Raw genomic sequence first — 19502 nt, 5'->3', positions numbered from 1 at the left:
CGTTCCCGCGCGGAGGCGGGGGTCCAGGGTTACGCACGCTGGCGTTGCTGGCTCCTGGGCCCCCGCATTCGCGAGGGAACAGAAGGATCACAGACCACCGTAGCGGCGCTGGCGTTGACCGAACGCCGCGACAGCATCGGCGAGCGCCGCGGCGTCGAAATCGGGCCAGAGCGTGTCGACGAACAGCAATTCGGCATAGGCCGCCTGCCACAACAGAAAGTTAGACAGGCGTTGCTCGCCGGAGGTGCGGATCATCAGGTCGAGCGGCGGCAGGTCGTGCGTGTCGAGCTCCGCCTCGATCGTGCCGACGTCGATGCTGGCAGGATCGAGCGTACCGTCACGGGCGCGTTCGGCTAGGCGGCGTGCCGCGCCGACCAGCTCGGCATGCGCGCCGTAGTTGAGTGCGATCGCCAGAATCGGACCTGTATTGCTTGCGGTCCGCGCGATCGCGTCGTCGACCATCGCCACCAGATCGGGCGAAAAGCTGTGATAGTCGCCGATCACGCGCAGCCGGACGTTCTCGCGGGCGAGTTCGTCGAGGTCGCTGCGGATGAAATGGCGGAGCAACCCCATCAGGTCGCTGACCTCCTCGGCCGGACGCCGCCAGTTTTCCGACGAGAACGCGTAGAGCGTCAGCGCCTCGATCCCCATCGCCCGCGCCGCCCGCGTCACTTTCCGCACGGCTTCGACGCCAGCCTTGTGCCCGGCGAAGCGCGGCAGGAACCGCTTCTTCGCCCAGCGGCCATTGCCGTCCATGATGATCGCGACATGGCGCGGGACGGCTCCGCCCGACGGGACGGCAGCCAGCGGCGCAGTCGAAGGAGCCCCAGCCGAAGCCCCGGCCGAGGCCCCGGTTGAAGCGGCGCCGAACGCCCTCACTTGCCCAGGATTTCCTTTTCCTTGGCGGTCGCGGTCGCGTCGAGCTCGGCGACGATGCCGTCGGTCAGCTTCTGCACTTCGGTCTCGTGACGCTTGCGCTCGTCCTCGCTGAACACGCCCTTCTTCTCGTCGATCTTGAGCGAATCCATCCCGTCGCGACGCACGTTACGCACCGCGATGCGCGCCTTCTCGGCGTACTGGCCGGCGAGCTTGGCGAGTTCCTTGCGGCGTTCCTCGGTCAGGTCGGGGATCGGCAAACGCAGCGTCTGGCCGTCGACGATCGGGTTAAGGCCAAGGCCGGCTGAGCGGATCGCCTTGTCGGTCGGGCCGACGTTCGACTTGTCCCAGACCTGCACCGACAGCATCCGCGGCTCGGGCGCCGACACCGTCGCGACCTGGTTCAGCGGCATCGACGAACCGTACACCGTCACCATCACCGGATCGAGCAGCGCCGTCGATGCGCGCCCCGTGCGCAGGCCGGCGAGATCGCTCTTCAGCGCTTCGACGGCACCCGCCATGCGGCGTTCCAGGTCGGTCTTGTCGTATGCGGCCATCTTAAAGCTCCTGCTCGTTCTGGACGATCGTCGACACGCCATCACCCGCCAACACCGCGGCGAGATTGCCGGGTTCGCGGATGTTGAAGACGACGATCGGGATATTGTTGTCGCGACACAGCGCGATCGCGCTCGCGTCCATGACCTTGAGGTCGTCGGACAGCACGCGGCTGTACGACACCGTTGCATAGCGCACCGCGTCGGGGTGCGTCTTCGGGTCGGCGTTGTATACGCCGTCGACCGAAGTTCCCTTGAACAGCGCATCGCACTTCATCTCGGCAGCACGCAGCGCGGCGCCCGAATCAGTGGTGAAATAGGGGCTGCCGACGCCGGCGGCGAAGATCACGACGCGGCCCTTCTCCAGGTGACGCTCGGCGCGACGGCGGATGAACGGTTCGCAGACCGACGCCATCGGGATCGCCGACTGGACGCGCGTATCGACGCCGATCTGCTCGAGCGCGTTCTGCACGGCGAGCGCGTTCATCACGGTCGCAAGCATGCCCATGTAATCGCCGGTCGCGCGGTCCATACCGCGTGCCGCGCCCGCCATGCCGCGGAAGATGTTGCCGCCACCGACGACGATGCAGATCTCATAGCCCTTGGCTTTGATGTCGGCGATCTCCTGCGCGACACGCGCGGTGACGGTCGGATCAATCGACAAGCCGGACGGTCCCATCAGGACTTCGCCCGACAGTTTCAGCAGGATACGGTTGTAGCGCGGAGGCGTCATAAATCTCGAATTGTGATTGGCGGGGCGGCGCGGACCTTAGGCGGCGAGGCCCGCGATGTGAAGCGCCGCGCGACGCGTTCATCGAAACTGGATGGAGATAGGACGGAAAATCGTCGTTCGCAAAGGAGCGGAACGGAGAACTATCGCCATTCCCGCGGAGGCGGCAACCCATACCGGCTGATTCCTTGATGGGTCACCGGCGCCGGAGTGTATGGATACCCGCCCGCGCGGGGATGACGGAGCAGCACCAAGGCTGCCCCGCGATCCTTCTCCCCCTCGGGGAGAAGGTGGCCCGGTAGGGCCGGATGAGGGGCGGTGAGGTTCGAGACCTAACCACTCCCCTCACGCTTCCCACGGCCAAGTGGCCGCGGGCCCCTTCCCTCTCCCCGGTGGAGCGAGGGAGGAACTGAGATCAGACCCGCGGAACGCCCGCCAAACCCACTCCGTCACCCCGGACTTGTTCCGGGGCCCACCGTTCCGCGTAATCACCGACCGGCGGTTTGCGGGACCGTGGATGCCGGAACAAGCCCGGCATGACGGAGGATATTTGGCGAGCGCTCGATCTCCAATGCCCTCTCCCCGAGGGGCGAGGGCAAAGTCGGCTTACGCCTGCGGAACGCCGCTCGCAGCAGCAACCTCGGCTGCGAAGTCGGACTGCTCCTTCTCGATGCCTTCGCCGAGCTGGAAGCGGACATAGTCCACCAGCTTGATCTCGGCGCCCGCATCCTTGCCGGCCTTGGCGACGACGTCGGAGATCTTGGTCTTGCCGTCCATCACGAACAGCTGGCTGACCAGAGCATGCTCCTTGCGGTACTTGGCGATGCCGCCCTCGACCATCTTGGCGATGATGTCGGCAGGCTTGCCCGATTCGGCGGCCTTCTCGGTCGCGATCGCGCGCTCGCGCTCGATCTCGGACTCGTCGAGGTCGGCTTCGTTCAACGCCTTCGGGAACGCCGCTGCGATGTGCATCGCGAGCTGCTTGCCGAGCGCCTGGAGAACCTCGTCCGAAGCCTCCGACTCGAGCGCGACGAGAACGCCGATCTTGCCGAGGCCGGGTGCCGCCTGGTTGTGGATGTAGGGCACGACCGCACCCTTGCTGACTTCCAGCGTGCGCGAGCGGCGCAGCGACTGGTTCTCGCCGATCGTCGCGACGTTGTTCGTCAGGACTTCCTCGACGGTCTTGCCCGATGGCATCGCCTGCGACTTGAGCGACTCGATGTCGCCGCCGGTTGCGAGCGCGATCTGCGTGACGTCACGGACGAACGACTGGAACTGGTCGTTCTTCGCGACGAAATCGGTCTCCGAGTTCACTTCGACCGCTGCACCCTTGGTGCCCGACACGGCGACGCCGACCAGGCCCTCGGCCGCGGTACGGCTGGACTTCTTGGCGGCGGCTGCGAGCCCCTTGGTACGCAGCCAATCCATCGCCTGCTCCATGTCGCCGGCGTTCTCGCTCAGCGCCTTCTTGCAATCCATCATGCCCGCGCCGCTCTTTTCGCGCAGATCCTTGACCATTGCTGCCGTGATATCGGCCATGTCTTTAATCCTCTTTAGGTCTGAATATGGTTGCGGGCGAGGCAGAGCTTTCGCCCTACCCCGCCCGCATGACGGTTCGGCGACGACGCTTATGCGTCGATCTGGCGCTCACCCTCGGCTGCGAATTCTGCAGCGGTATCGGCATTCGCCGCGACCTGCGCCGTGTCCGCCGTAGCTTCGACGGTCGGCTCTGCGATGGCCTCTTCCTTCGGCGGCTCGATCATCGCGCCGACGTCGGCACCGGTGCGGCGCTGCTGCTCCTGGCCGCCGCGCGTCGCTGCGATCGCGATCGCCTCGCAGTACAGGCGGATGGCGCGGGCTGCGTCGTCGTTCGCGGGAACCGGGAAGGCGATGCCGTCCGGCGACACGTTCGAATCGAGGATCGCGACGACGGGAATACCCAGCGTGTTGGCTTCCTTGATCGCCAGCTCTTCCTTGTTCGCGTCGATCACGAACATCACGTCGGGAATGCCGCCCATGTCGCGAATGCCGCCGAGCGACAGCTCGAGCTTATCCTTTTCGCGGGTAAGCTGGAGGACTTCCTTCTTGGTCAGGCCGACGGTGTCGCCCGACAGCATTTCCTCGAGCGTCTTGAGACGCTTGATCGAACCCGAGATGGTCTTCCAGTTGGTGAGCATGCCGCCCAGCCAGCGATGGTTGACGAAGTGCTGGCCCGAACGACGCGCGGCGTCTGCGACGGGCTCCTGCGCCTGGCGCTTGGTGCCCACGAACAGGACCTTGCCGCCACCGGCGACAGCCGACGAGACGAATTCGAGCGCGCGCGCGAACAGCGGCACGGTCTGCGAAAGGTCGAGGATGTGGACGCCGTTACGATCACCGAAGATGTAAGGCTTCATCTTGGGGTTCCACCGATGAGTCTGGTGGCCGAAATGCGCGCCCGTTTCGATGAGCTGCTGCATGGAGACGACTGGAGCCGCCATAGGGATATATCCTTCCGGTTGTGCCTCTGGGAAGCGGATGACGTCGTGGCCGAATGACCGTGACGCACCGGGCTATGATGCCTCCCATGCGGGGTTAGAGGCGCGGCCCTTAGCGTGGCCTTGCCTGGAAAGCAATTGCATAAGGCCCGCTTGACTCATGGAACGCAATGAGAACATAAAGGGCTCAGAGGGGAACAGATGTTCGACTCGGCGCTGATGGGAACCGGTATGGCCGGTTTCGAAATGCGACGAACGGAACGATGTTTCTGACCAAGTGTTTGCGGACATTAAGAATTTGTTCGCAAGTCATAGGAAGGCGGACGTGATGTTGGTTCTGAGCTTCATGGTTTTTGCTGGTGCATTCGCCGTCGCGGGCATTATGATCGTCTCGTCGATCGCGCCGCAATGGAGTCGTATCGTCCGCCTTGCGATGGGGAATGTCGAACCTGCGTTCCAGCCACTCCACACGCTGGCGGTTGCGGAGCGCCGGATCGCGGTCAGGCGCTGGGCGTCAGTGACGGCTCCGGCACCCGCCCGCCGTTGGAACGCTGCCGCCTGATCTTGGCGTAGCTCGCGATGCTGAACGGCATCGAGAGCAGGTACAGCACGCAGATGATGCTGAGCGTATGCCACGGTGCGCTTACGATCGCGGCGCCGAGCAACACGACGAGCGCGATGGCCTCGAACCGAATGTTGCTGCGGAGCTTGACCGAGCTCCACGAATAGGTGGCGATGCTGGACACCATCAGGAGCGCGACGAACGCGACCCACGGTGCGACGAAATAGGGCGACGCGAATTTCGGTTCGTCGGTCCAGAACCAGAAGAACATCGGCATCAGTGCCAGGCCAGCACCCGCTGGGGCCGGAACGCCGGTCAGGAAGCCGGCCGATTTGTGCGGCTGGTGGCTCTCGTCGATCTTGGCATTGAAGCGCGCGAGACGGAGCGCACAGAACACCGCGAAGATCAACGAACAGATCCAGCCGACGCGGGGCAGCGCGGCCAGCGACCAGAGATAGACGATCAACGCGGGCGCGACGCCGAACGAGATCGCGTCGGACAACGAATCGAGTTCGGCACCGAACCGGCTCTCGCCGTGGAGCATCCGGGCGATCCGGCCGTCGAGACCGTCGAGCACGCCGGCAACCATGATCATCGCGACGGCGCTTTGCCACTCGCCGCCGATCGCGAAGCGTACGCCGCTCAGGCCGGAACACAGCGCCAGTGCGGTTACGGCATTGGGCGCGACGGCGCGTAACGGAAGTCCGCGCGGCGCCCGGCGGGTGCGGCCGAACTTTCCGCGACCACGCGTGTCCGTCGAACCGTCATCGATCTCGTCGCGACCGATCATTGCGCGACACCACCGACCGGAACACCACCGACGCGACCGAGCACGGTCTCGCCTGCAATGCTGCGCTGGCCGAGGCAGACCTGCGGTACGACATGATCGGGCAGGTACACGTCGACGCGGCTGCCGAACCGGATCAGCCCGATGCGCTGGCCGGCCGCGACCATGTCGCCGGCCTTGACGAAGCCCAGGATGCGCCGTGCGACCAAACCCGCGATCTGCGTGAAGCCGATCCGCATGCCGTGGCGATCTTCAACGACAAAATGCTGGCGCTCGTTCTCGTCGCTGGCCTTGTCGAGATCGGCGTTGAGGAACTTGCCCGAAATATAAACGACTTGGCGGATAGTCCCGGCGATCGGCGTGCGATTAATGTGCACGTCGAACACCGACATGAAGATCGACACGCGCACCAGCGGCGCGTCGCCGAGGCCGTTCTCGCCGGCGAGCTCACGCGGGATGGGGACGCGCTGGATCATCGTGATCAGCCCGTCGGCGGGGGCGACGATCAGTCCTTCTCCCTGAGGAGTTGTGCGGATCGGATCGCGGAAGAACGTCGCGACCCAGATCACGACGCCGACCATCGGCCAGAACAGCACGTGGCTGACGATCGTCAGCAGCAGCGTGATGCCGGTCGCGATCGCGACGTATTTGTGGCCTTCCGGATGGACTGCGGGAAATCGCCATTTGACCGTGGAGGTCGTGACGGGCGGCTTGTCGAGCGATGCCATAACCCGCGGGTCTATCCGTGCCTGACGCGCGATACAACGATGAACCGGCTTTTCCTTACAGCGCCAACGGTTGCGCAATGCTGGCCGGGCCGCTGCCGGGTGGTTGATCGTCGCGCCGCGCTCCCCTAGACGCTCCCCAAACCCCTCCCCCGAAGGACCCGGATATGGCGAAGATCAAGGTTAAGAATCCGATCGTGGAGATCGACGGCGACGAGATGACGCGGATCATCTGGGAATGGATCCGCGAGCGCCTGATCAAGCCGTATCTGGATATCGAGCTCGATTATTACGATCTCGGCGTCGAGCATCGCGACGCGACCGACGACCAGGTCACGATCGACAGCGCGCTCGCCACGCAGAAGCATGGCGTCGCGGTGAAGTGCGCGACGATCACGCCCGACGAGCAGCGCGTGACCGAATTCGGCCTGAAGAAGATGTGGAAGTCGCCGAACGGCACGATCCGCAACATCCTCGGCGGGACAATCTTCCGCGAGCCGATCGTGATCAAGAACGTCCCCCGCCTGATCCCGGGCTGGACGCATCCGATCGTCGTCGGCCGTCACGCATTCGGCGACCAGTATCGCGCGACCGACTTCCTCGTCCCCGGCCCCGGCAAGCTGCGCCTGGTGTTCGAAGGCGACGACGGCGCGACGATCGACCGCGAAGTGTTCCAGTTCCCGTCAGCGGGCGTCGCGATGGCGATGTACAACCTCGACGACTCGATCCGCGATTTCGCGCGCGCATCGATGCATTACGGCCTCAACCTGAAATGGCCGGTGTATCTGTCGACCAAGAACACGATCCTCAAGGCCTATGACGGCCGCTTCAAGGATCTGTTCGCCGAGGTGTTCGAGGCCGAGTTCAAGGACAAGTTCAAGGAAGCCGGCATCGTCTACGAGCATCGCCTGATCGACGACATGGTCGCATCGGCGCTCAAGTGGAACGGCGAGTTCGTCTGGGCCTGCAAGAACTATGACGGCGACGTCCAGTCGGACCAGGTCGCACAGGGCTTCGGCTCGCTCGGCCTGATGACCTCGATCCTGCTGACCCCGGACGGCAAGACCGTCGAGGCCGAGGCAGCACACGGCACCGTCACGCGTCACTTCCGCATGCACGAGCAGGGCAAGGCGACCTCGACGAACCCGATCGCGTCGATCTTCGCATGGACCGGCGGCCTGAAGTATCGCGGCAAGTTCGACGATACGCCCGACGTCACGAAGTTCGCCGAGACGCTCGAGCGCGTCTGCGTGAAGACGGTAGAAGACGGCCACATGACCAAGGATCTCGCAATCCTGATCGGCCCCGACCAGCCCTGGATGACGACCGAGCAGTTCTTCGAGCAGGTGCGCTCGAACCTCGAAACCGAGATGGCCAACTGGGCGTAAGCTTGGCCTGAGGGGTGGCGGCCTTCTATTTCGAGAGCATGGCCCCGCCCCTTTCCTCCGTCATGCCGGTCTCGTTCCGGCATCCACCGTGCCGCAGAATCGACGAAATCGAGTTTGCGGCGCCGTGGACCCCGGAACTAGTCCGGGGTGACTGGATGGTTTTTATGAGCGACCGTGTCGCGCACGGCCTTCTGGTTGCTTTGGATTTGCGCGGTCAGCATCCCGGCGCGGCTCGAGAACGGCCCGTCGATCCACCGCGCAGTATTTCTTCCTGACAAATCCGTCATGCGTCCCCTAAGGTCGCACGCATGGCATTACGGCTCGACAATCACGGTTTCAGCGACGCGCTCGTCATTCTCGGCGCGGCGGGTCTGGTCATTCCCGCGTTCGCGCGGTTCCGGGTGAGCCCGGTCATCGGTTTCATCCTCGTCGGACTGCTGGTCGGCCCCGCCGGTCTGGGCGCCCTGACCGGTGCCGCACCGTGGCTGTATTATCTGACCATATCGAGTCCGGAATCGATCGAGCCGTTCGCCGAGTTCGGCATAATCCTGCTGCTGTTCTCGATCGGCCTCGAACTCTCGTTCAAGCGCTTGTGGTCGATGAAGCGGCTCGTGTTCGGCACCGGCGCCGCCGAACTGATCGGCTCGGCGCTGATCATCGGCGTGGCGTTGCACTTCATCGGCCAGGAATGGGCCGGCGCGATCGGGCTTGGCTTTGCACTCGCCTTATCGTCCACCGCACTGGTCCTGCCGCTCGTCGGTACCACCGGTGCGGTCGGTCGGGGTGCGTTCGCGATGTTGCTGTTCGAGGATCTGGCGCTCGTGCCGATCATCTTCGTACTGGGCGCCTTGGCGCCGACGGCGAGCGATGCCGGCTGGCAAGGCATCGCTGGCGTCGCGCTGCGCGGCGGGCTGACCGTGGTCGCGATGTATATCGGCGGACGGCTCGTCCTGCCCCGATTGTTCGGCCAGGCGGCGCGGACCAAGAGCCCGGAGCTGTTCCTCGCGGCGTCTCTGCTGGTCGTCATCGTCGCCAGCGTCGCGACCACCGCCGCCGGACTGTCGCCGATCGTCGGCGCGTTGCTGGCGGGGCTGCTGATCGCGGAGACCGAATATCACAGCGAGGTCGAGGTCATCACCGCGCCGTTCAAGGGCCTCGCGCTCGGCGTGTTCCTGATCACCGTCGGCATGAGCCTCGACCTGCGGCTGATCGCGCAGAACTGGCCGTCGCTGCTGCTCGCGGTGACGGGCGTGGTCGCGACCAAGGCCGTGGTGACGTTCCTGTTCCTCCGCGTGGCCAATTCCCGCCGGGGTGTTGCCGCCGAGACCGGACTGCTGATGGGGAGCCCGTCCGAGACGACGTTGATCGTGCTCGCGACGGCCGCACAGGCGCAGCTGATCCTGCCGTCGACCGCGTCGTTCTGGCAGACGGTCACGGCGATCGGGCTGACGATCACGCCGCTGCTGGCGAAGCTCGGCCGCACCGTGTCGCGGCAGTTGGAGAGTCGCTCGGTCGCGGATGCGGGCGATGTCGAGATCGACGACGACGGGCCCGGGACGGTCGTCATCGGCTTTGGCCGGGTGGGCCGGATGGTGGCGGACATGCTGGCCGTCCACGGGCAGAAATACGTCGCGGTCGAGGCGGATATCGATTCGGTCGAAGCCGCGCGGGCGCAGGGGCATCCGGTGCTGTTCGGCGACGTGGCGCGGGCGGAACTGGTGGATCGGCTGAAGCTGCATACCGCCAAGGCGTTGATCCTGACGATGGACGATCCGGTGCTGACGGTACGACTGGCGCGGCGGGTGCGGGCCTTGGCGCCGGACTTGCCGATCGTGGCGCGTGCGCGGGATACGGCGCATGCCGCGGAATTGTACCGGGCGGGCGTGACGGACGCGGTGCCGGAGACGTTGGAGAGTTCGCTGCAGCTGGCGGAGGCGGTGCTGGTCGATCTGGGGGTGGCAATGGGACCGGTGATCGCGTCGATCCATGAGAAGCGGGACGAGTTGCGGCAGGAGATCAAGAAAGCGGCGGACATGATCGCCGAGCCGCGGATCCGGAAGGCCAAGCGAACGCCTCGGGCGGTTTGACTATCGCCGTTTCGTAAGAAGTTTGTTCTCCCGCGAAGGCGGGAGTCCAGTCTGGGCCCCCGCCTTCGCGGGGGAACACTATTGGCTCACGGGACCTTACCGCCCCCCCCGGCAGAGGCCGGGCCCAGTTGGAAAGGTGGTCGTAACGGAGCGCCGTTCTCCGTTATCTTCGTTTCCCAATTGGGCCCCGGCCTTCGCCGGGGTGGTGGCCCTGCGCGCGCCCTTCCTCTTGCCCTCACCCTTCCTACGGCGAAGATGCCGCGGGGCCCTTCCCTCTCCGATGCGAAAAGAAGGTTAGGGAGGGTTAGGCCAACGCGCGGTTGCTTCAGGTTGTGCCTACGCCTGCGCGGCTCTTCATAAGTGGTTGTATTCGTTGACCGAATGCCTCCACCCCCTCGAGAAAATCGTCGAAGGTCAGCAACACGCCGCCCGTGTTGGGAACCGCGGCCATTTCGTCGAGCATGCGCGCCACGCTTTCGTACGAGCCGACCAACGTGCCCATGTTGATGTTCACCGCGCCCTCGGGGGCGGCGAGCTGGCGGACGTTGGTGTCCTTGTTGTGCGTGTCCTTACTGCCCTGGTCGATCAGCCAGGCGATCGCGTCGATATCGACGCCGGCGTTGTAATGCTGCCACTTCGCCATCGCCTCTTCGTCGGTTTCGGCGGCTATGATCATGATCAGGACGAAGATCTGCACGTCGCGGCCGGTCTTGGCGGTGGCGGTGGCGAGCCGTTCGTTGTTGAACGCGAAGGCGGTGGGGGTGTTGACGCCCTTGCCGAGACAGAACGCATAGTCCGCCCATTTGGCGGAGAAGGCGAGGCCGTCGTCGGACGATCCCGCGCAGATGATCTTCATGTCGCCGGTCGGCCTGGGCCAGACGCGGCAGTCGGTCATCTCGTAATAGTCGCCCTTGAAATCGGAGGTCCCCTCCTCCCACAGCTCGCGGAGGATGTGGGCGTATTCGTCGAGCATCTTGTAGCGATTGCGGAAATGCTCGTCGCCGGGCCACATGCCCATCTGCGTGTATTCGGGCGGCTGCCAACCGGTGATGAGGTTCAGCCCGAACCGGCCGTGGCTGATCGAATCGATCGTGTTGCACATCCGCGCGGCATAGGCGGGCGGGACGAGCAGCGTGGCACAGGTCGCGTAGATCTTGATCTTATCGGTGACGGCGGCGAGCCCGGCCATCAGCGTGAAGCTCTCCAGCCCGTAATCCCAGAACTCGGTCTTGCCGCCGAACCCCCGCAGCTTGATCATCGACAGCAGGAAATCGAGGCCGTGCTTCTCGGCGGCCTGCGCGATCGCCTTGTTGAGATCGAAGCTCGGTTTGTACTGCGGCGCGTTTTCGCTGATCAGCCAGCCATTGTTGTTGATGGGAACGAAGACGCCGACCTGCATATGCCGCTCCTATTCGCCGTCGAGCCAGTCGAGCAGCCACATGTTGAAATGCTCCGCCCGCGTGACGTTGCAGGCGTGTGCACCCGCCGCCATCCGGGCAAGCTGCGCGCCGGGAATGCCCGCGGCAAGCTTTTCCGAGGCGGACGGCGGCACGAGCATGTCGTCGTCGGAGGCGACCAGCAGCGTGGGGACGCGGATCTCGTCGAGTCGGCCGGCGATGTTGAACCGGCGGACCGCGGCGACGCGTCGCTGGATCATTTCGGCGCCGGGGAAATGCGCGAGCATGTCCTCTTCCTCGTCCTGGAGCCGGTCGTGGTGGTCGGAAATCCATTGCGGCGGGTAGAGGAACAGCGGTTGCGCGTGGAGATACGCGCGGAGGCCGCTGTCTTTCAGCAATGCGAGGCGGGTGTCGAAGCAGCGCCCGGTGTGCGGGTCGAGCTTGGCCCAGCCGTTGATGACGACGAGGCGGTCGAGGCGTTCGGGTGCGGCCAGGGCGAGCGCGAGGCCGATATGGCCGCCGAGTGCGTGGCCTATGAAGGTGCAGCGGTCGAGGCCGATCGCGTCCATCAAGGCAACGACGTCGGCGGCCATCGCCTCGACGGTGAGGTCGCCGGGGACGTGGGCGTCGGAGCGGCCGGTGCCGCGGTGGTCGTAGGTGATCACGCGGTGGCCGACGCCGAGGGCTGCGAGGTTCGGCTGCCAATAGCTGCCCGAACCGCCGAGGCCGCTCGACAACAGGATCGCGGGGCCGTTGGGCTGGCCGTGCTCCTCCCAGTGGATGCCGCCGGCGATCCCCATCAGGACAGGTGCGCGATGCTGGCGATCTCGACGAGGCACTCGGGCTTCACGAGTTCGGTCTTGATGCAGTAGCGCGCGGGCTTGGGACCGGGGAAATACTCGGCGTACACGCTGTTGAAGGCGGCGTAGTCGGCGAGGTCCTTCAGGAAGATGTGGTTGAAGGCGACATCGGCCAGCGTCGCGCCGGCGGCTTCGAGCGTGGTCTTGATGGTGTCGAGGACTGCCCGCGTCTGCGCGGCGGCGTCGCCGGGGTGGAGGACCGTGCCGCCCTCGCCCAGCGCGAGTACGCCCGAGACGTAGACCGTGTTGCCGGCCTTGGCGCCCGCCGAATAGGGGGCGATCGGGGTGGGGAACTGGGGTGGGTTGATGGCTTCGAACGGCATCTGAGTTCCTTTTACCAATCCGTTCCCCCGCGCAGGCGGGGGTCCAGGGTTGCGGGCGGTAGCGTTCGTGGCTCCTGGGCCCCCGCGTTCGCGAGGGAACAAGGAAGGGTCACTTCGGCAACTGCCCGAACGAGCCGCAGAAATCGCCGACCGTGCTGACCCAGCCGAAGAATTTCTCGACATTGTAGACGGTCGCCGCCTGCATCTCCGGGGGGCCGAGGTGATGCGTTGCGTCCTCCAGCATCACGCCGAAATATTCGAGGTGGAAGCCGTCGCGCAGCGTGCTCTCGACGCAGACGTTGGTGGCGATGCCGACGAAGACGATGTTGCGGATGCCGCGACTGCGGAGGATACTGTCGAGCTGCGAATTGAAGAACGCGCTATAACGGGTTTTGTGGACGCGGATATCGCCGGGTTGCGGTTTCAACGCGTCGACGATCTCGTAGTCCCAGCCGCCGCGAGCGAGGAACTGGCCGTGGAGTTCGGGGCGGGCGCGCATGGTCTTGAGCGCGTTGGACTTGTGCCAGTTGGGCGAGCCGGGGCCGCCGGCCTCGACATAGTTGGGGTCCCAGCCGTTCTGGAGAAAGATCACCGCCATTCTTGCTGCGCGCGCTGCGTCTAAGACCTTGGCGATCTGCTCGATGGTGCCGGCCGCGCCGGCGATGTCGAAGCCGGCCGTGTCGACATAGCCGCCGGGGGAGGCGTATGCGTTCTGCATGTCGATCACGACTACCGCGGTTTCGGCGGGGTCTAGGCGGAGCGCTTCCGGCCGGGCGGGCAGCGTGACGGCGTTGGCCTCGTTCGCGCCGGTTCGGATGATCGGAGGGGCGGCTGTCATGCGCACAAGCTGCCGGATCGTGGGAATTGTGCAAGTGCGAAATGATTCGGGGGTGAGGCCGTGCGCGCGAACCTCCTTCGAAGCAGGAGATTTGTATCCCCGCGAAGGCGGGGATACAGGCTGGGCTCCCGCCTTCGCGGGAGAACAAGGGGCGTGGGCCGTTGGTATTGCGGCTGGTGCGGCTGGTGCGGCCGCGCTTTGGCCCGGTCTTGCCCCGCCACCTTGCCTTAACTTCGCCCTCACTTTCGCCCTCCCCCTGTGTGTCATCCCAGCGAAAGCTGGGATCTCCCGGTTCGGGTCACGATCTGCGTCATGGGGATATCCCAGCTTTCGCTGGGATGACGGGCGGGGTGGGGTGAGTCGGGGTAGGGTGAGTCGGGGTAGGGTAACGAGGGGGGATCACGCGGAGAGATGACGCACAAATAGCGCGAGGATGGCGCGTGGATGACGCGAGACGTTTCTCTGGTGGGTGGGGGATGCCCCCGCTGGGTGGCATCGCGCCGTCGCTTTCTCCCCTCCCTGGAAGGGAGGGGTTGGGGGTGGGTCGGCCCGCTTACGCCACCCGCGATCGGCATGCGGAAGCCGACCCACCCCCGGCCCCTCCCTTTCAGGGAGGGGGGAAGTTGGGCGGCGCGTGCCCCTTTTCAGGGGCGGGGACGTTGGGCGGCGCGTGCCCCTTTTCAGGGGCGGGGACGTGAGGCGGACAGCGCGTGGCTATCCCTTTCAGGCGGCGGCTAGTTCGAAGTCCTTGAAGCGTTCGCGCAGGGCGGTCTTCAGGAGCTTGCCGGTAGCGGTGTGGGGCAGGTCTTCGACGAAGACGATCGCGTCGGGGAGCCACCATTTGGCGACGTGCTTCGAAAGGTGCTCGCGGATTGCGGCTTCACCGACGTCGCTGCCGGGCTTGCGGACGACCAGCAGCAGCGGGCGCTCGTCCCATTTGGGATGATGCACGCCGATTGCCGCTGCCTCTGCCACCCCCGGGCAGCCGACCGCGGCGTTCTCCAGGTCGACCGAGCTGATCCATTCGCCGCCGGACTTGATGACGTCCTTCGAGCGGTCGGTGATCTGCATCGTGCCGTCCGCGTGGAGCATCGCGACGTCGCCGGTGTCGAACCAGCTCTCCGCGTCGACCGCGTCCTCGTCGGCGCCGAAATAGCGTTGGACGACCCACGGGCCCCTCACCTGCAACCGGCCGGCGATCGAGCCGTCACGGGGGAGGACCACGCCCTCGTCGTCGATGATGCGGAGTTCGATGCCGAAGGGAACGCTGCCCTGCTTGCAGACGAGGTCCAGCTTGTCCTCGTGTGTCATGTCGTCCCAATGCGGCGGGGCGAAGCCGGCGGTGCCGATCGGCGAGGTTTCGGTCATGCCCCAGAGATGTTTCACCGTGGCGCCCATGCCCATGATCCGCTCGATCATCGCGCGGGGGGCCGCCGAGCCGCCGATCGTCACCTGCTTCAGGTGGCGGGGCGCGTCGCCGGAGGCGTCCATGTGACCGAACATCGCCAGCCAGACGGTCGGCACGCCGGCGGAATGCGTGACCTTCTCCTCGTTCATCAGGCGGCACAGCACGGCGGGATCGTTGACCGCGGAATAGACGACCTTCGCACCCGACAGCGCGCAGGCGAACGGCAGGCCCCAGGCGGCGGCGTGGAACATCGGCACGACCGGCAGCACGACCGCGTTGGGGGACAGATCGAACACCCACGGCGCGACCTCGGCCATCGCGTGGATCATCGTCGAGCGGTGCGTGTAGAGGACGCCCTTCGGATTGCCGGTGGTGCCGCTGGTGTAGCAGAGCATGCACGGGTCGCGCTCGGGACCTTCGACCCACGCGTAGTCGCCGTCCTCCGCGTCGAGTAGCGCCTGGAAACCGTCGGGTCCCAGATCGTCGAAGCAGATGTAGTGGCGGATGCAGGTCCACTGGCCGCGGAGGCGATCGACTATGGCCGAGAACGCCTTGTCGTATAGCATCACGCGGTCTTCGGCGTGGTTGGCGATGTAGACGAGCTGTTCGTCGAACAGGCGCGGGTTGATCGTGTGGATCACGCCGCCCATGCCGATCGTGCCGTACCAGGCGACGAGGTGGTGCGCGTGGTTCATCGCCAGCGTCGCGACCCGGTCGCCGGGCGCGACGCCGAGCTTTTCGAGCGCCTGGGCGAGTTTGCGGGCGTCGCGCGCAATGCCGGACCAGTTCGTCCGCGTCTCGCGACCGTCGGCCCAGTAGCTGACGAGTTCCCGCGCGCCGTGTTCGCGTGCCGCGTGATCTATCAGGCGGGGAACACGAAGCTCGAAATCCTGCATTCCACCCAACATTTGCGCTCTCCCAAGCTGTTATCCGACCAGAGCGAGCCTCGTTTCCGAGGTCTTCATCTCCACCTTGGCGACACCGTGCAACGACTCGATGTGCTCGACAAGCTCTCCGTCGAGCAGGAAGTCGCGGCCGAGCAGGATGCAGACCTCGCCGTCTGGGAGTTGCGCACGGACTCGCACCTCGCCGCGGGCGCCGCGATGCTCAGCGAGCAGCGAGGCCAGACCGGCGAACGCGGCCATGTCGGAGATCGTCACGACCACCTGGAAGCGGGCGAGGTTGGCGAGGCCTTCGAACGGCTGGATACGCTTGATGCTGACGCGCGGCGTGTCCTCGCCGGGCTTGCGGTCGAGTTCGACGGTGATCAGGCCGCAGCCGCCGGCCTTCGCCGCCTCTTCGAGATCGCGCGAGACCTGTTCGTCGAAGCAGGTCGCCATGAACTGGCCGCTGGCGTCGGAGCATTGCGCCATCATGAAGCGCTTGCCGCGTGCCGAGGTTCGGTAGCGCGCGTCCTCGACCAGCACCGCCATCGTCGCGCCGGCGCGGCTGCCGTCGTCGGGGATGTTGAGTTCCGACAGCGCGGTGTAGGCGCGGGCGCCGTGGCTGTTGGCGATGTGGCGGTGGCGATCGACCGGGTGCGCGGAGAAATAGAAGCCGAACGCCTCCTTCTCCTGATCCATGCGCTGGCTGAGCGTCCAGCGCACCGAGGGGGGGAGCTTGATCGCGTCGCCGGCGGGCTCTGCGTCGCCGAACAGGCCGCCCTGCCCGCTGGTCTTCTGTTCGTGCGTGCGCGCGGCGATCGCTAGGATCGTCTCGGCGGTGGCGTGGATGCCGGCGCGGTTGGGCTCGAACGAGTCGAAGGCGCCGGCGGCGGCGAGCGTTTCGAGCTGGCGCTTGTTGAGCAGGCGCGGGTCGACGCGCTTGGCGAGATCGTCGAGGCCGGCGAACGGGCCGTTCTGGACGCGCTCGACGATGAGCTTTTCCATCGCGCCTTCGCCTACTGACTTGAGCGCGCCGAGGGCGTAGCGGACGGCGAGATTGTTTCCCCGCGAAGGCGGGGACCCAGACTGGGCACCCGCCTTCGCGGGTGAACATTCTACTTCCGGGGTGTCGGGCAGTACCTCGACGTCGAACTCGGCCTGGCTTGCGTTGATGCAGGGCGGTAGCGCGGTGATCCCCAAGCGGCGCATGTCGTCGGTGAAGATCGCCAGCTTGTCGGTCTGGTGCAGGTCGTAGCACATCGAGGCGGCGAAGAATTCGTGCGGGTAATGCGCCTTCAGCCAAGCGGTCTGGTAGGCGAGCAGCGCATAGGCCGCGGCGTGGCTCTTGTTGAAACCATAGCCGGCGAACTTGTCGATCAAGTCGAACAGCGCGTTCGCCTCGGCCTTCTTGATGCCGTTGACGCTCAGACAGCCCTCGACGAAGCCCGCGCGCTGCGCGTCCATCTCGGCCTTCACCTTCTTGCCCATCGCGCGGCGCAGCAGATCGGCGCCACCGAGCGAGAAGCCGGCGAGGACCTGCGCGGCCTGCATGACCTGCTCCTGGTAGACGAAGATGCCGTAGGTCTCGGACAAGATCGGTTCGAGCAACGGGTGTGGGTAGTCGATCGCCTCGGTGCCGTTCTTGCGGCGGCCGAACGACGGGATGTTGTCCATCGGGCCCGGTCGATACAGCGACACGAGTGCGATGATGTCGCCGAAATTGGACGGGCGCACCGCGGACAGCGTGCGGCGCATGCCCTCCGATTCGAGCTGGAACACGCCGACCGTGTCGCCCTTTTGCAGGAGCGCGTAGACGCCGGCATCGTCCCATTCGAGCGCGTCGAGATCGACGACGATGCCGCGCTTGGCGAGCAGCTGCACCGCCTTCTGGAGCACCGACAAAGTCTTGAGCCCGAGAAAGTCGAACTTCACGAGCCCCGCGCCCTCGACATATTTCATGTCGAACTGCGTGACGGGCATGTCGGAGCGCGGATCGCGGTACAGGGGCACGAGCTGGGCCAGGGGCCGGTCGCCGATCACCACGCCGGCGGCGTGCGTCGACGAGTGGCGCGGCAGGCCCTCCAGCTTCATCGCCAGATCGAGCAGCTTCCGCACGCCATTGTCGTTGGCGTATTCCTTCGCCAGTTCGCCGACGCCGTTCAGCGCGCGCTCCAGCGTCCAGGGGTCGGTCGGGTGGTTGGGGACGAGTTTCGCGAGGCGGTCGATCTGGCCGTAGCTCATCTGGAGCACGCGGCCGGTGTCCTTGAGCACCGCGCGCGCCTTCAGCTTCCCGAAGGTGATGATCTGCGCGACCTGATCGCGGCCGTATTTCTCCTGGACGTAGCGGATCACCTCGCCGCGGCGGGTTTCGCAGAAATCGATGTCGAAATCGGGCATCGACACGCGTTCCGGGTTGAGGAAGCGCTCGAACAGCAGGCCCAGCTTGATCGGGTCGAGATCGGTGATCGTCAGCGACCAGGCGACCACCGAGCCGGCGCCCGAGCCACGGCCCGGGCCGACCGGAATGTCATGGTCCTTCGCCCATTTGATGAAGTCGGCGACGATCAGGAAATAGCCGGGGAAGCCCATCTGGACGATCACGTCGACCTCGAACGCGAGCCGCTTGCGGTAGACGTCGCGCCAGCCGTCCTCGCCTTCGCCGTGGAGTTCGGTGATGCGGGCGAGACGCTTCTCGAGGCCAGCTTCGGCGTCGTCGCGGAGCAGCTTCGCCTCGCCCTCGATATCGCCGGCGAGGCTGGGGAGGATCGGCTTGCGGTAGGGCGCCATGACCGCGCAGCGCTGTGCGACGACGAGCGTGTTGGCGATCGCCTCGGGCAGGTCGGCGAACATCTCGTGCATCATCGGCGCGGGCTTCATCCAGGCCTCGGGGCAGCTGCGGATGCGGTCCTCGGTCTCGACATAGGTCGAGTGCGCGATGCAGAGCATGGCGTCGTGCGCGTCGCCGAACGCGCTCTCGGTGAAGCAGCACGGGTTGGTCGCGACCAGCGGCAGATTGCGCTCATAGGCGATGTCGATGAGGTCGTTCTCGGCCGCCATCTCGGTCGCGTCGCCGCGGCGGGCGAGTTCTATGTAGAGGCGGTCGCCGAACAGGCCTTGCAGGCGATCGAGATACGCGCGGGCGCGGTCGGGCTGGCCTTCCGCGAACAGCCGGGCGAGGCCGCCCTCGCCGCCTGCGGTCAGGGCGATCAGGCCGTCGGTGTGACGTTCGAGCGCGGCGAAGTCGACATGCGCGGGCATCTCGATCGGGCGGTCGAGATGCGCCATCGAGACGAGCGCGCAGAGGTTGTCGTAACCCGTCATGTTCTGCGCGTAGAGCGCGAGCCAGTCGAACTGCGTCGCGATGCCATCGGGCATGTCGGGGCGGCCGACGCCGAGCATGACGCCGATGATCGGCTGGACGCCATCCTTCTTGGCGGCGTCCGAATAGGCCATCGCGGCGTACAGCCCGTTGCGATCGGTCAGCGCGGCGGCGGGGAAGCCCAGCGCGCGCGCCTGCTTGGCGATCGCCTTGGGATCGATGGCGCCGTCGAGCATGGTGTAGCAGGAGAAAACGCGAAGGGGGACGTAACCGGAATGCATCGACCA

16 protein-coding genes are annotated in these 19502 nt (G+C 65.8%); 2 read left to right on the top strand and 14 right to left on the bottom strand.

The features are described from left to right. Nucleotides 1–87: 87 nt before the first annotated feature. The 7 genes from NLI89_RS15905 to NLI89_RS15875 all read right to left on the bottom strand — a co-directional run bounded on the left by NLI89_RS15905 (nucleotide 88) and on the right by NLI89_RS15875 (nucleotide 6714). Nucleotides 88–807, bottom strand: coding sequence for an isoprenyl transferase (locus NLI89_RS15905; RefSeq protein ID WP_302675824.1), 720 nt, complete (start codon nucleotides 805–807; stop codon nucleotides 88–90). 68 nt (nucleotides 808–875) lie between these two features. Then, a complete protein-coding gene (gene frr, locus NLI89_RS15900; protein ID WP_254687919.1) occupies nucleotides 876–1433 on the bottom strand; it encodes a ribosome recycling factor in 558 nt (185 codons plus the stop codon). A gap of 1 nt (nucleotide 1434) precedes the next feature. Continuing rightward, entirely contained in the window at nucleotides 1435–2163 is a 729-nt protein-coding gene (pyrH, locus tag NLI89_RS15895; RefSeq protein ID WP_254687918.1) for a UMP kinase, read from the bottom strand. A gap of 603 nt (nucleotides 2164–2766) precedes the next feature. Then, complete coding sequence (gene tsf / locus NLI89_RS15890; RefSeq protein WP_254687917.1) at nucleotides 2767–3699, bottom strand: translation elongation factor Ts; 933 nt, start codon at nucleotides 3697–3699, stop codon at nucleotides 2767–2769. An 89-nt stretch (nucleotides 3700–3788) separates the two neighbouring features. Then, a complete protein-coding gene (gene rpsB / locus NLI89_RS15885; protein ID WP_254687916.1) occupies nucleotides 3789–4640 on the bottom strand; it encodes a 30S ribosomal protein S2 in 852 nt (283 codons plus the stop codon). A gap of 497 nt (nucleotides 4641–5137) precedes the next feature. Further along, nucleotides 5138–5989, bottom strand: a complete 852-nt coding sequence (locus NLI89_RS15880) for a CDP-alcohol phosphatidyltransferase family protein (RefSeq protein ID WP_254687915.1) — start codon at nucleotides 5987–5989, stop codon at nucleotides 5138–5140. Then, on the bottom strand, nucleotides 5986–6714 hold the full coding sequence (locus NLI89_RS15875) for a phosphatidylserine decarboxylase (RefSeq protein ID WP_254687914.1): 729 nt from the start codon (nucleotides 6712–6714) through the stop codon (nucleotides 5986–5988). The genes NLI89_RS15880 and NLI89_RS15875 overlap by 4 nt, the downstream gene beginning before the upstream one ends. A 164-nt stretch (nucleotides 6715–6878) precedes the next feature. Here NLI89_RS15875 and NLI89_RS15870 point away from each other — a divergent pair, with 164 nt between their 5' ends. Further along, nucleotides 6879–8099 carry an NADP-dependent isocitrate dehydrogenase gene (locus tag NLI89_RS15870; protein ID WP_254687913.1) on the top strand — a complete coding sequence of 407 codons (1221 nt, stop codon included), beginning with the start codon at nucleotides 6879–6881 and terminating at the stop codon, nucleotides 8097–8099. A gap of 137 nt (nucleotides 8100–8236) precedes the next feature. Here NLI89_RS15870 and NLI89_RS15865 read toward each other — a convergent pair whose 3' ends face one another. Next, nucleotides 8237–8386: a hypothetical protein gene (locus NLI89_RS15865; RefSeq protein ID WP_254687912.1), complete on the bottom strand. Its 150-nt coding sequence runs from the start codon at nucleotides 8384–8386 to the stop codon at nucleotides 8237–8239. A 21-nt stretch (nucleotides 8387–8407) separates the two neighbouring features. Here NLI89_RS15865 and NLI89_RS15860 point away from each other — a divergent pair, with 21 nt between their 5' ends. Further along, the gene (locus NLI89_RS15860) at nucleotides 8408–10186 is read left to right on the top strand and encodes a cation:proton antiporter domain-containing protein (RefSeq protein ID WP_254687911.1); all 1779 of its coding nucleotides are present in this window, start codon (nucleotides 8408–8410) and stop codon (nucleotides 10184–10186) included. 325 nt (nucleotides 10187–10511) lie between these two features. Here the strand turns inward: NLI89_RS15860 and rutA are convergent, their stop codons facing one another. The 6 genes from rutA to dnaE all read right to left on the bottom strand — a co-directional run bounded on the left by rutA (nucleotide 10512) and on the right by dnaE (nucleotide 19451). Continuing rightward, entirely contained in the window at nucleotides 10512–11585 is a 1074-nt protein-coding gene (gene rutA, locus NLI89_RS15855; protein WP_254687910.1) for a pyrimidine utilization protein A, read from the bottom strand. A gap of 9 nt (nucleotides 11586–11594) precedes the next feature. Then, nucleotides 11595–12383 (bottom strand): pyrimidine utilization protein D, encoded by a 789-nt coding sequence (gene rutD, locus NLI89_RS15850; RefSeq protein WP_254687909.1) that lies wholly within the window; start codon nucleotides 12381–12383, stop codon nucleotides 11595–11597. Beyond that, entirely contained in the window at nucleotides 12383–12766 is a 384-nt protein-coding gene (rutC, locus tag NLI89_RS15845) for a pyrimidine utilization protein C (RefSeq protein WP_254687908.1), read from the bottom strand. Before rutC ends, rutD begins: the two co-directional genes overlap by 1 nt. Nucleotides 12767–12875: 109 nt before the next feature. Next, nucleotides 12876–13604, bottom strand: a complete 729-nt coding sequence (gene rutB / locus NLI89_RS15840; protein WP_254687907.1) for a pyrimidine utilization protein B — start codon at nucleotides 13602–13604, stop codon at nucleotides 12876–12878. Nucleotides 13605–14327: 723 nt separating this feature from the next. Further along, nucleotides 14328–15920, bottom strand: coding sequence for a long-chain fatty acid--CoA ligase (locus tag NLI89_RS15835; protein ID WP_254687906.1), 1593 nt, complete (start codon nucleotides 15918–15920; stop codon nucleotides 14328–14330). Nucleotides 15921–15938: 18 nt separating this feature from the next. Then, nucleotides 15939–19451, bottom strand: coding sequence for a DNA polymerase III subunit alpha (gene dnaE, locus NLI89_RS15830; RefSeq protein ID WP_254687905.1), 3513 nt, complete (start codon nucleotides 19449–19451; stop codon nucleotides 15939–15941). Nucleotides 19452–19502 lie beyond the last annotated feature (51 nt).

The organism is Sphingomonas faeni, from assembly GCF_024273235.1.
GTDB lineage: Bacteria > Pseudomonadota > Alphaproteobacteria > Sphingomonadales > Sphingomonadaceae > Sphingomonas > Sphingomonas faeni_A.
Note: the sequence above shows the minus strand (reverse complement) of the source record. Positions and strands in the feature narration are given on the sequence as shown.

Excerpts from the sequence above, each read along its gene's own strand:
- rutD (WP_254687909.1), bottom strand. The coding sequence starts at position 12,383 with ATGGGGATCGCCGGCGGCATCCACTGGGAGGAGCACGGCCAGCCCAAC.
- NLI89_RS15880 (WP_254687915.1), bottom strand. The coding sequence starts at position 5,989 with ATGATCGGTCGCGACGAGATCGATGACGGTTCGACGGACACGCGTGGT.
- NLI89_RS15835 (WP_254687906.1), bottom strand. The coding sequence starts at position 15,920 with ATGTTGGGTGGAATGCAGGATTTCGAGCTTCGTGTTCCCCGCCTGATA.
- dnaE (WP_254687905.1), bottom strand. The coding sequence starts at position 19,451 with ATGCTCGACGGCGCCATCGATCCCAAGGCGATCGCCAAGCAGGCGCGC.
- NLI89_RS15860 (WP_254687911.1), top strand. The coding sequence starts at position 8,408 with ATGGCATTACGGCTCGACAATCACGGTTTCAGCGACGCGCTCGTCATT.
- rutC (WP_254687908.1), bottom strand. The coding sequence starts at position 12,766 with ATGCCGTTCGAAGCCATCAACCCACCCCAGTTCCCCACCCCGATCGCC.
- pyrH (WP_254687918.1), bottom strand. The coding sequence starts at position 2,163 with ATGACGCCTCCGCGCTACAACCGTATCCTGCTGAAACTGTCGGGCGAA.
- rpsB (WP_254687916.1), bottom strand. The coding sequence starts at position 4,640 with ATGGCGGCTCCAGTCGTCTCCATGCAGCAGCTCATCGAAACGGGCGCG.
- NLI89_RS15870 (WP_254687913.1), top strand. The coding sequence starts at position 6,879 with ATGGCGAAGATCAAGGTTAAGAATCCGATCGTGGAGATCGACGGCGAC.
- NLI89_RS15865 (WP_254687912.1), bottom strand. The coding sequence starts at position 8,386 with ATGACGGATTTGTCAGGAAGAAATACTGCGCGGTGGATCGACGGGCCG.
- NLI89_RS15875 (WP_254687914.1), bottom strand. The coding sequence starts at position 6,714 with ATGGCATCGCTCGACAAGCCGCCCGTCACGACCTCCACGGTCAAATGG.
- tsf (WP_254687917.1), bottom strand. The coding sequence starts at position 3,699 with ATGGCCGATATCACGGCAGCAATGGTCAAGGATCTGCGCGAAAAGAGC.
- frr (WP_254687919.1), bottom strand. The coding sequence starts at position 1,433 with ATGGCCGCATACGACAAGACCGACCTGGAACGCCGCATGGCGGGTGCC.
- rutB (WP_254687907.1), bottom strand. The coding sequence starts at position 13,604 with ATGACAGCCGCCCCTCCGATCATCCGAACCGGCGCGAACGAGGCCAAC.
- rutA (WP_254687910.1), bottom strand. The coding sequence starts at position 11,585 with ATGCAGGTCGGCGTCTTCGTTCCCATCAACAACAATGGCTGGCTGATC.